The sequence below is a fragment of the Sphingomonas sp. CFBP 13603 genome, assembly GCF_014892665.1.
Classification (GTDB): Bacteria; Pseudomonadota; Alphaproteobacteria; order Sphingomonadales; family Sphingomonadaceae; genus Sphingomonas.
Genome location: NZ_JADBIA010000003.1, coordinates 15,644 through 26,860, shown reverse-complemented (window position 1 = coordinate 26,860; position 11,217 = coordinate 15,644). Strand labels below are relative to the sequence as shown.

The following is an 11,217-nucleotide window of genomic DNA, read 5'->3' as shown; positions in this document are numbered from 1 at the left end:
GGTGGCTGGCACTTGCCAGACGGAGGGGTGATACGCTCTCGATAGGGCGTCACCCCACCGTCAGTCCTGCGGACTGCCACCTCCCATTGCAGGGGAGGATAATTATGCGGCGCGGTGTCCGCTCAACTCCGCGCCGGCATCCACCGCGAACCGGCGGTTCCAGACCGTCGCCGACGCCGACACCGCGGTCACCACTAGAAACGCCAGCGTGAAGTCCGTCAGCGCCGGCCTAGTCGCGCCCGTGCCGAGCATCCCGACATGCAGCGACGCCGCGCCGACGCAGATCCCGAGCGACAGCATCAGCTGCTGGAACGTCGCGTAGAAGCTGGTCGCACTGCTCATCCGCGACGACGGTATCTCGTCATACGCGATCGTGTTGTACGCAGAGAACTGGAAGGACATGAGGAAGCCTGACACCAACAATACCGCAAAGATCGCGGGGATCGGCCAGTCGGGGCGGAAGAGGCCGGCGACCGCATAGCCCGCGCTCGCGCATAGCCCGCCGACGACCAGGCTGTTGCGGAATCCGAAACGGCGCAGGATGCGCGGGGCGAGCCCCTTCATGCCCAGCGAGCCGATCGCGCCGGCGATCGTGATCGCACCGCTCGCCGCGGCGGTCATCCCGAACCCAAGCTGGAGCATCATCGGCAGCAGGAACGGCTGCGCGCCCTGCGTGATGCGGGTCAGCGATCCACCGATCACCGACAGCCGGAAGGTCGGGATCCGCATCAGCGACAAATCGAGGATCGGATCGCTGCGATGCTTTGCGTGGCGGATATAGGCGACGCCCGCGACCAGCCCGACCGCGATCAGCACGACGGCACGCGTCAATTCGCCGGTGCGGCTGGTCATCTCGAACCCGAACAACAAGCAGCCGAGCGACACGCCCGACAGGATGAAGCCGGGCACGTCGAAACGCGCCGGCTTGTCCTCGCGGACCTCGCCGATGAAACGCGTCACCAGGATCACGCCGAGCAGGCCGATCGGCACGTTGAGGTAGAAGATCCAGCGCCAGTCGAGATAGGTGACGATCGCGCCGCCGACCGGGGGGCCCAGGATCGGACCGATCAGCGCGGGCATGATCAGCCACGACATCGCCTGGACCATGTCCTCCTTGGCGACGCTGCGGAGCAGGACGAGGCGGCCGATCGGGATCATCATCGCGCCGCCGAGCCCTTGCAGGAAGCGGGCGATCATCATGAACGGCAGGCTGGTCGCCTGGCCGCACAGCATCGATCCGCCGACGAAAATGAGGATCGCCGCGCGGAAGATCGTGCGCGATCCGAACCTGTCCGCGAGGCGCCCGCTAGCGGGGATGAAGATCGCGAGCGCCAGCAGGTACGAGGTCAGCGCCGAACTCATGCTGGTCGCGGGGACGCCGAAATCGCGCGCCATCGTCGGCAGCGCGGTCGCGAGCACGGTCGAGTCCATCTGCTCCATGAACAGCGCGCAGGCGATGATCAGCGCGGTGACGCGGTAGTTGCTCGGCGTGTGCGGCAACGCGTCCGGGTCCTTGGCGACGCGCGCGATGGTGTCGGCGGCGGGCATGATGCCATCGCGGATCTCGCTGTTGATCGAGGCGAGCCCGCGCCGTCGGAGCCTCATGCCTGCCACCCCCCGCCGAGCGCCTTGAAGACGTCGACCTGGCGATCGACCAGCAGCGCGTCGGACGTGGCGAGGTTGGCCTGCGCGGTGGTCAGCGCGGCCTGTGCGGTCAGCAGCGAGAGGAAGTCGGTGCGGCCGAAGCGATAGAGCGTGCCGGCTTGGTCCGCGGCGCGTGCGGCGCTGGACTGGACGCGGCGCAGGGCTGCGTTGCGGTCGCCTTCGCGCGCATAGGCGGAGAGCGCGGTCTCGGTCTGGCGGAGCGCCTCGAGTGTAGTCGAATCGAACTGCGCCAGTGCCTGATCCGCGCTGGCACCGGCTTGCGCGATCTGCGCGCGGATGACCGGGCGGTTGGGGAAGCTCCAGCTGATCAACGGCCCGAGTCCGAGATGGAACGCGTTGGTCGAGCCGAGCGACGAGACCGGACCCGTGAACCCGGCCGAGCCGCCGAGGCTGACCTGCGGATAGAGGTTGGCGGTCGCCACGCCGATCCGCGCAGTGGCGGCGGCGAGCGAGCGTTCTGCCTGGCGGATATCGGGGCGGCGCAGGATCAACGCGGTCCCGTCGCCGATCGGCAGTGGGCGGGTGAGCGCGGGTGGCTTCGCACAAGTCTCAACGTCCCGCGGATAGTCGGCGGGTGTGCGGCCCATCAGCGTGGCGAGACGGTACAAGGCGGCGGTGCGCGTCGCGACCTGCGACGGGATCAGCGCCTCGCTCTGGTCGACTGCGGTCCTCGCGCGCGTCACGTCGAACGCAGTGCCGCGGCCGCCGCGTTGCAGGCGCTGCGTCACGTTCAGCGTCTGGCGTTGCAGCGCGAGGATGCGGTTGTTCGCGGCGAGCACCGAGTTGGCGGTGCAGGCGGTAGCGTAGCTGCGCGCGGTCTCCGCGGCGACGGTGACGCGGACGTTGTCGCGCGCGGCGGCGACGGCCTCGGCATCGCCTTGGGCCGCCTCGATCGCGCGGCGGATGCGGCCCGACAGGTCGAGCGGATAGGCTAGCGTGATGCCGAGGTTGTAGTCGAGCGTGCCGGGCAGGTTGCCGCCGGTCGTGTACGGGCGGTCGAGCGAGGTGCTGCCGCCGACCACAGTCGACAGCGTTCGGCCCGCGGCGACTTCGGCGACGACTGCGTCGGCGCGGCGGAGGTTGGCGTCGGCGGCGCGCAGATCGGTGTTGGCGGCGAGCGCTTCGGTGACGAACGCGTCGAGGCGGGGATCGCCGTAGAGTTGCCACCAGTGATCGGGGAGCGGGGTGTCGGCGAACGCCTTCTCGTGGCCGCTGTCGAATGCGCCCTTGGCGGAGGGGCGGTTGACGACGGCGGACTCGGGAAGCGCGTAGTTCGGGCCGGCGGTGGTGCAGGCGGCGAGGGCGAGGGCGAGTACGGCCGTCAGTATCCCGGGCATCTTTGATGATGTGCCGCACGCAATCCCGGCATATCTGCTGGCGCTGTCGACTACATCCCCACGTCCTCCTCCCCGGCGAAGGCCGGGGTCCAGTTGGGCATCGTTGCCAACAAACAGCTGCGCTTCGTCACGACGGCCTTGCCACCTGGGCCCCGGCCTCCGCCGGGGTGGTGCATTGGTCTGGGGGAGGCGCGTGACAAACCTGTTAGGGGTCAGGGCGCAATCGCGCATGCCAGGTTCGCGCATCACGACGTCGTCCCCGGTGCAACGCGGGGCTGGACCGTTACCGTCGCGGTGCGGCCCACGATCAGCTGCGTTCCCTTCGGCACTTGTGTCAGCTTCACTCGCACCGGGATACGCTGCGCCAGCCGCACCCAGTTGAAGGTCGGATTCACGTTCGGCAGCAAATTCGTCGTGTTGGTCCGCTCGCTGTCGTTGATCCCCGCCGCGATGCTGTCGACGCGGCCGTGCAGCGCTTGTGGCTCGCCCATCAGGTGGACGATCACCGGGTCGCCGAGATGAATGCTGCCGAGCTTGGTTTCCTCGAAATAGCCCTCGACGCGGAGCGAATCGGTATCGACGAGCGCCATCGCTTGCGTTCCGGTCGCGATATAGTCGCCGGGGTGGAGATCGAGGTTGGTGACGATGCCGTGGACCGTCGCGCGTACCGTCGTCCGCGCGAGGTTTAGCGCCGCGGTGGAGCGTGCGCTCTGCGCCTGGGCGAGTGCGGCGGACGCGGTGGCGACGCGCGCGACGTTCTGCTCGTGCGTCTCCTTCGCGACCAGATCGCCGAGCGCCAGATCGCGCTGCGCCTCGCGGCGTGCCTGCAAGAGTGTCGCGCGTGCGCTCGCGATCGACGCATCGGACTGCGCCAGCGTCAGCTGGAAGCGCGGGCGATCGACCACGAACAGCACGTCGCCCGGCTTCACCGCCTGGTTGTCGTGGACCGCGACCTGCGTGACGAGGCCCGCGACGTCGGGTGTCACGCGGACGATGTCGGCGCGGATATGCCCGTCGCGCGTCCACGGATCGGTCTCGTACCGCTTCCACAGCCACAGCGCGACCAGCACCGCGAGCGCGACGATGACGATCGTGACGGCGGAGCGGCCAAGCGGGGCGAGCAGGGACTTGAGGCGGGGGTTCATGCGGAAGGTCCGGTGAGCAGGGCGAGCAGCCCGAGGATGAGGAAGAACAGTGCGAGGTCGACGAGCGGCCGATACGTCACCAGGCGGTAGGCACCGGAGAACGCGAGCAGCCGCGTGGCGATGCCGGTGAGGAGCACGGCGGCAACCGCGAGCAGCAGGATGCTCGGCAGGTATACGCCGCCGATCGAGATTTCGCCGGTCATGCCGCCACTCCGGACACGTACCCATAGGCTGGCGCTTGCGGGAACAGGTTGCGGCGCAGCGAGGTCAGCGCGAGCACGCCGGTGCGGTGCCGATCGGGCGTGCTCGTGGCGAACCCGGTCATCGCCGCATCGATACCGGCAAGCAGGTCGGGTTCGGGCGGTGCAGGCTGATTGGGACGCAGCGCGCGGTAATGCGCGCCGATGCCGCGCAGCACGGGCGTGATCATCATCGCCTCGTCGGCCGTGCCGTCCAGCCGCATCTGTCGCAGTTCGCCGACCGAGACGCCGACGCGCAGATCGGTCAACGCGTCGAGCAGCGGCTTGCCCGGATCCTCGCCTTGCGCTGCGAGTCTGGGCGCGAGCAGGCCGATCCGGTCGAGCATCCGCGCGATCCAGCCCGCCGCGTCGGGCCGACCGGGCGAATCGCTGCGGTTTGCCAGCTCGCGCCAGCCCGCGCGGATCAGCCGCCGCGCGCTGGTGTCCGCGCCGATCGTCTGGAACAGGCCGACGGTGACGACCGCGAACAACGTGCCGACCAGCTGCGAGATGCCGCCGTTGAGGAACGTGTCGAACCCGCCGCCATAGCGGTCGTTGAGCCCGACCGTGTTGAGCCCGCCGAGCAGTGCGCCGAGCGTCACCAGCAAGGTCGACGGGCGCGCGAGGAACACGCCTCCGATCAGCATCGGCGGCGCGAGTACCGCGGCCAGCGTCACGAAATCGGTCACGCGCGGCAGGATCGTGAAGGCGTACACGGCGGAGACGACGAGGCCGATGATCGTGCCATAGAAGAACGCCATGATCGCCGGCGCGGGATCGTCGCTGTTACCGAACAGCGCGCAGCACACGCCCGCGATCAGCACCGCGCTCGCGCCGTCGCTCCAGCCGGTGCCGATCCAGAACGCGCACCCGAGCAGGATCGTCGTGACGGTACCCGCCGCCGCCCGCAGCGCGATGCCGCGATCACGGTGGAGCGGTCGGCGTGCCGTCCGGGCCAGCAGCCGGGCGACCGCCGGGGTGATCGCGGTTCGCGACGGCGAGCGCATCTGATCGCGCAGGTCGCGTGCATTGCGGTGCGCGTCGACCAGTTCGCCGAGGCGTGCGAGCAGGCTCAGGCGCAGCGCGTCGCGCCAGATGAGCGTGGTGCCGACCGGCGGCTCAAGTGCCTTTGCGCGGGCGATCAGCGCATCCGCGGTCGCGCCCCGTCGCTCGACCGCGGGCGGATCGCGGAGCCATTCGCGGACGTCCTCGATCAGCGCCAGCGCCTCGGGGCGGGGGGCATCGGCGCCGCGGGTCAGCTCGACGATCCGGTCGTCGACCGCGCTCGCCAGCGGCAACAGCATCGACAGTTCCGCCTGGAGCGCACGCAGCGTCCGTACGCGGGGAAGAAGCCGCGCGGTGTCGAACGGCAAATGGATGGAAAGCTGATGCAGTTCGTTGATGTCGAGCGCGAGACGCCGCCGGTCACGATCGAGCTTGGCATCGGAGGCACCGGCGAGCGAATCGCGCGACCAGCGTTCGGCGTCCGCCAGGATCGCGTCGATCCGCCCGAGCAGCGCCGCGGTCACCGTCTGCGGGAAGACGAAGCCGTGGATCAGGCTGCCGCAGAGGATCCCGATCGTGATCTCCTGCACGCGCAACGCCGCGGTCGTGAAGATCGCGCCCGGTGCCGCCACCGACGGGAAGCCGATGATGCTCGCGGTATAGCCGGCCAGCAGGAACACGTACGCGCGCGGCGTCCTGTCCAGCAACGAGATGTACAGGCACACGCCGAGCCAGAGCGCGAGACCCAGCGACAGCAGTTCGGGCGCGTTGACGAGGTTCGGCACCAGCACGACCGCAGCGATCGCGCCGAGCACCGTGCCCGCGACCCGGAAAACCGCTTTCGACAGCACCGCGCCCGCCAGTGGCTGGGCAACGATGTACGACGTCGTCACCGCCCAATAAGGCCGCGTCAGACCGATCCGCAGCGCGATATAATAAGCGAGCAATGCCGCGATCAGGCATTTGACCGAGAAGAGCGCTTCCTTCGCGCCGAATTTCGCGAGGATCATCGTGCGTGATCCGCCGCGAACCGCGCGCCGAGCCGTTCGGCGACGCGCAGCGCGGTGGCGAGGTCCTCGTCGGACACGTCGTCGAGCATCGCCGCGCGCAGGCTCGCGAATTTGGTCTCGATCGTCGTGACGAGCGCGCGGCCGTGTTCGGTCAGGCGGATGCGGCTGACGCGCGCGTCCTGCGGATCGCGCTGGCGCTCGACGAGCCCGGCGGCGGTCATCTGGTCGATCGAGCGGACCAGCGACGCTTGCGTGACGTCGAGTTCGCTCGCGAGATCGGTCTGGCGGACGTCGTCGCCCAGCCGCCCGACCTGCACCAGCGCCCACCCGATCGACGCCGACACGTTCATGTCGCTGAGCGCGCGATCCGCCGCCCGCCGCCACATCCTGGCGAGCGGCAGGAGGGTGCGGGCGTAGGAGGATTCGAGGGCACGGCGGGGGGAAGTCATTAGCGTGCTAAGTAATGACGTTTACTTATGCTGCAATGCGGAATCGGTTTGTGACGGAAATGTTAGGATTGGCGCCAGCCTCGGGACGCAGCCCGCCCGAAGCCGTGATGTAGCAGACGCGCTAGAAAAACCGTCCGTCATCCTGACGAAAGTCAGGATCCAGAGCAAAACAGGGCAACGCTTCGTTACCCTGGATCCTGACTTTCGTCAGGATGACGGGGTGCGTGGTGGCGCCTACTCCACCGCCAGGATCACATGGCTCGCCTTGATCAGCGCCAGCGCGCGTGTCCCCACCTGCAGGTCGAGCGCTTCCGCACTCTCCTTGGTCAACGTCGCGGTCAGCGTCTTGCCGAGCGTCAGTTCCAGCGTCACTTTGCTCGAAATCGCGCCGTCCTCGCGCGCGATAACGGTCCCCGCCAGCGTGTTGCGGGCCGACGTCCGCAGGGTCTCGTCACCGCGTGCGAGGATCACGAAGCTCGACTTGATCAGCGCGAGCGCGGTCGCGCCCGGCACCAGTCCCAGATCCTCGGCACTGCCGCGCGTGATCGTCGCGACGATCTCGACGCCATCCGCCACCGCCAGCGTCACCTCGGCATCGATCGTCCCCGGCGTCACCCGTGACACGGTGCCGCGCAGCACGTTGCGTGCGCTCGTCTTCATCCCGATTCCCCATAGCAAAGGCTTCAACGACAGCCCGTTCGACACGCTCGCCTCGATCCGCGCCATCGCGCTGGCGAGTTCGGCCTCGGCGACCGCATAACCGTCGAGCACCGCGACGCCCGCCTCGGTAATCGGGCTCGCGCCACCGTCCTTGCCGCCCGCCGCGGGGAGCACGAGCGGGCGGTCGAACAGATTGTTCATCACCTGCACCGCGTCCCACGCCGCCTTGTAGCTGAGCCCGACGACCTTGGCGGCGCTGGTGATCGAGCCACCGTCGCGGATCGCGCGGAGCAGCGCGATCCGATCGGCGCCGACGCGGCCAGTCTGGTCCTTGGCGAGCAGGATCGTGGCGTGGAGGGCGGGGTCGGTCATCCTCGCCTCATACTCACTGGCGGATGCGGAAGGTAAGTCCGATCGTGCGCGGGTCGCTTGGCGTGGCGAGGATTAGGCCCGAATTGCCCGCCTGGATCGTCACGTTCTGGATGTAGTCCTTGTTCAGCAGGTTGCGCGAGAAGACGGCGAGTTCCCAGCCGTCCTTCGAGCGGAAGCCGATGCTGCCGTTGACGATCGTGTAGCCTTCGATCACCGTAAACGCCGAACCCGAGGGATCGCCGAACTGCCGCGTGCGGGTGTTCGAGTCGACGTGGACGAAGCCGCTGCCGATGTCGGCGATCGGCTGGTTGTAGTCCGCGCCGAGCGTGTACGACCACCGCGGGAGGCTCGACAGGCGCTGGCCGCTGAGATCGCAGAACGCTGCGGTGTTGAAGATCCGCTCGATCGGGCAGGGGGCCGCCGGGTAGGAATTGAACTTGCCGTCGGCGTAGGCGACGCTGCCGCGCAGCGACAGGTTGCGCGTGACGAGTGCGGTCGCGTCCGCCTCGAAGCCGCGGACGGTGACCTTCGGGATGTTGGCGAGGTAGGTGCGCAAAGCGGCGGCGGCGCGGGTGTCGGTGACGTTCGCCTGGAAATCGGTGACGCGCGTGTAATAGCCGTCGACGTTGAAGATCAGGCGGTTGTCGAACAGCTGCGTCTTGAGACCGATCTCGTACGCGGTGTTCTTCTCGGGGCGGACGACTGCGGTGCCGATCGCGGGCTGGTTCTGGTCGTTGAGCGGGAGGCCGGACATGTTGATCCCGCCCGACTTCTCGCCACGCGCGTAGCTGGCATAGGCTAGGACGTTATCGGTCGCCTGATACGCGATGTTGGCGCGGCCGGTGAGCGCGCCGTCCTTGTCGCTGGCGGCGTAGTTCTGGCCGCGCAGGATCGACAGCTTGGCCGCGTTCAGTGCGGCGTTGGTCGTCTGCAAACCGCCGAAGGTGAAGGTGTCGTACGTCCCCTCCTTCTCTTCATAGGTGTAGCGCAGGCCTCCGGTCAGGGTGAGGCGATCGACCGGCTTCCAGTTCACTTCGCCGAACGCGGCATAGCTGTCCGAGCGGAAATCGGTGCGGCCGTCGGTGCCGTAGCCGTCGAGCAGGTTGCTTGGCACGGCTACCGCCGGCGTGCCCGTCGTCGTGCCGATCAGATAGCGTGCGGCGGCGGGGCCGTAGATCGAGATCGGGCGGCCGATCACGCGCTGGCGGAAGAAATAGAGCCCGCCGACGTAGCTCAATTTGTGGTCGCCGTTCGAAGCTAGGCGGAGTTCCTGGCTGTACTGGTCCTGGCGCGAGGGGATGTGCTGTTCGATCTGGATCGGGATGCTGGTGTAGTCGCGGTCGTTCGCCGCGTCCCAGTTCCAGAACCGCCACGCGCTGACCGAGGTGAGCGTCGCGCCGCCCAGGTTCCAGTCGGCGATCACGCCGACGCCGCCCTCGTTGGTATCGACGCCGAGCGCTGCGTCGATGTCGGTCTTGCGGTCGTACGGATTGGTGCTGGGCGGTGCGTAGTTGAACTGTGCGGCGAGGCCGGTCGGGCCGCCGAACTGGCGGGTGGCCGTGCGGAACACCGCGCCGCTGGCGCCGCTCGTCGGGCGGGTGGCGACGTTGTAATAGACTTGCGTGCAGCAGTTGCTCTGGAAGTTGGTGAAGTCGGCACTGGCCTTCACCTGGAATACTTCCGAAGGGCGGAACAGCAATTGGCCGCGGATCGCCTGGTTTCCGATGGTGTTCTGGTCGCGGCCGGTGACGACGTTGTCGATCACGCCATCGCGGCGCGTGCTGACTACCGAGACGCGGCCGGCGAGCGTATCGCCGATGATCGGGCCGGAGACTGCGCCCTTCACCTGGAGGAAGTTGTAGCTCGCATAGCTGATCTCGGCCTCGCCCTGCGTCGTGAAGGTCGGCGCTCGGGTCGTGATGTTGATCGCGCCGGCGGTCGAGTTCTTACCGAACAGCGTACCCTGCGGCCCGCGCAAGACTTCGACCTGCTCGATGTCGCTGAAGTCGAACGCGGCGGTGGCGGGGCGCGCGTGATAGACCTGGTCGACATAATAACCGACGCCGGGTTCGAGCCCGTCATTGGCCTGGCTGACCGCGACGACGCTGCTGCCGAGCCCGCGGATCGTGAACGCGGTGTTGCGGGGATTGGCCGAGCTGTAGTTCAGCGCAGGGACGAGCTGCGCCAGTTGCTGCGTGTTCACGGTGTAGGAGCGGTCGAGCAGCGCGCCACCGACGACGGACAGCGAGCCGGGGATCTTCTGCGCGTCTTCTGCACGACGACGGGCGGTGACGATCACCTCGATCGAGGTGTCGGGATCGTCGCTCGGTTGGGCCGTGGTGCCCTCGGTGCGGGTCTGTTCCGGATTGGCGGCGCTGGTCTGTGCGTCTGCCATCATCGGCAGGCACGTCGTTGCCAGCAGCACGGCAGTCAGCCGCGCGAAATCATGTCCCCGCATTGTCGTCACCCCTTCGTTATATAGACGAGCTACATAACGAGAAGTTTCGAAACAGATAGAGGGATTTGCGGACGCGCACGCGCGCGCAACCGCATACCACCCCGGCGAAGGCGGGGCCCCAATTGGGGGACGACGCTTGGCGGGCGTCGGATGCCGTTACTGCGACCTTTCCAATTGGGCCCCGGCCTTCGCCGGGGTGGAGGGCAGCGGCGTTAGGAAAGGAGGGCGACGATCTCCGCAGCGATTTCGACGGGCAGCCGCGACGTACCATCAGCGACCGTCGACACCGTCGCCCAGCGGCCCAGCAACCCGGCCTCGGCCATCGCTGTGTAATTCGTCCGCACCCGGTCCTGCAGTCCGGTATCCGCCTCGTACGCATCGAACGCGTCGTCGGTGTAGGAGCGCTTGCGCTTCTTCATGATCAGTCCGCGCGCGATGTCGGCCGGCGTGTCGAGATACACCGACAGGTCAGGCTTCGGCAGCGCGAACGACCCTGTCTCCAAATCTGCGATCCACGCCATCATCGCGTCCGCTTTGTCAGCCGGAACCTGCGCCGCCTGATACGCCATGTTCGAGGCGATATAGCGGTCGAACACCACCACATCGTTCGCCGCCATCGTCGCCAGCAGATGCTCCCGCGACTCCATCCGGTCGAGCGCATACAGCACCGCCGCCGCCCTGGGCGACGTGCCACGCGGCAGTGTCCCCGCGAGCATCGCGCCCAGCGCCCAGCCGCCGACCGTCTCGGTATAGCGCGGGAACGACACGACGTCCGCGGTGCGGCCGGCGACGCGCAACTGCTCGACCACCAATGCCGAGGCGGTGGCCTTGCCCGCGCCGTCGGCGCCTTCGATTGCCAGGAGAAAACTCATCTTGT

Annotated in this window: 9 protein-coding genes; all 9 read right to left on the bottom strand. The window is 68.0% G+C overall.

Annotated features, from left to right (window positions below):
* Positions 1–102: 102 nt before the first annotated feature.
* The 9 genes from IFR23_RS05585 to IFR23_RS05545 all read right to left on the bottom strand — a co-directional run bounded on the left by IFR23_RS05585 (position 103) and on the right by IFR23_RS05545 (position 11,212).
* Positions 103–1,605, bottom strand: coding sequence for a DHA2 family efflux MFS transporter permease subunit (locus IFR23_RS05585; RefSeq protein WP_192975059.1), 1,503 nt, complete (start codon positions 1,603–1,605; stop codon positions 103–105).
* Positions 1,602–3,002, bottom strand: coding sequence for an efflux transporter outer membrane subunit (locus IFR23_RS05580; RefSeq protein WP_192975058.1), 1,401 nt, complete (start codon positions 3,000–3,002; stop codon positions 1,602–1,604). The genes IFR23_RS05585 and IFR23_RS05580 overlap by 4 nt, the downstream gene beginning before the upstream one ends.
* Positions 3,003–3,247: 245 nt before the next feature.
* The gene (locus IFR23_RS05575; protein ID WP_192975057.1) at positions 3,248–4,147 is read right to left on the bottom strand and encodes an efflux RND transporter periplasmic adaptor subunit; all 900 of its coding nucleotides are present in this window, start codon (positions 4,145–4,147) and stop codon (positions 3,248–3,250) included.
* Entirely contained in the window at positions 4,144–4,350 is a 207-nt protein-coding gene (locus tag IFR23_RS05570; RefSeq protein ID WP_192975056.1) for a DUF1656 domain-containing protein, read from the bottom strand. The genes IFR23_RS05575 and IFR23_RS05570 overlap by 4 nt, the downstream gene beginning before the upstream one ends.
* The gene (locus IFR23_RS05565) at positions 4,347–6,401 is read right to left on the bottom strand and encodes an FUSC family protein (protein WP_192975055.1); all 2,055 of its coding nucleotides are present in this window, start codon (positions 6,399–6,401) and stop codon (positions 4,347–4,349) included. The genes IFR23_RS05570 and IFR23_RS05565 overlap by 4 nt, the downstream gene beginning before the upstream one ends.
* Positions 6,398–6,850: a MarR family winged helix-turn-helix transcriptional regulator gene (locus tag IFR23_RS05560; RefSeq protein ID WP_192975054.1), complete on the bottom strand. Its 453-nt coding sequence runs from the start codon at positions 6,848–6,850 to the stop codon at positions 6,398–6,400. Before IFR23_RS05560 ends, IFR23_RS05565 begins: the two co-directional genes overlap by 4 nt.
* Before the next feature lie 234 nt (positions 6,851–7,084).
* Positions 7,085–7,882 carry a TOBE domain-containing protein gene (locus IFR23_RS05555; RefSeq protein WP_192975053.1) on the bottom strand — a complete coding sequence of 266 codons (798 nt, stop codon included), beginning with the start codon at positions 7,880–7,882 and terminating at the stop codon, positions 7,085–7,087.
* 13 nt (positions 7,883–7,895) lie between these two features.
* Positions 7,896–10,340: a TonB-dependent receptor gene (locus tag IFR23_RS05550; protein WP_192975370.1), complete on the bottom strand. Its 2,445-nt coding sequence runs from the start codon at positions 10,338–10,340 to the stop codon at positions 7,896–7,898.
* Positions 10,341–10,552: 212 nt separating this feature from the next.
* The gene (locus IFR23_RS05545) at positions 10,553–11,212 is read right to left on the bottom strand and encodes a thymidylate kinase (RefSeq protein ID WP_192975052.1); all 660 of its coding nucleotides are present in this window, start codon (positions 11,210–11,212) and stop codon (positions 10,553–10,555) included.
* Positions 11,213–11,217: the final 5 nt, after the last annotated feature.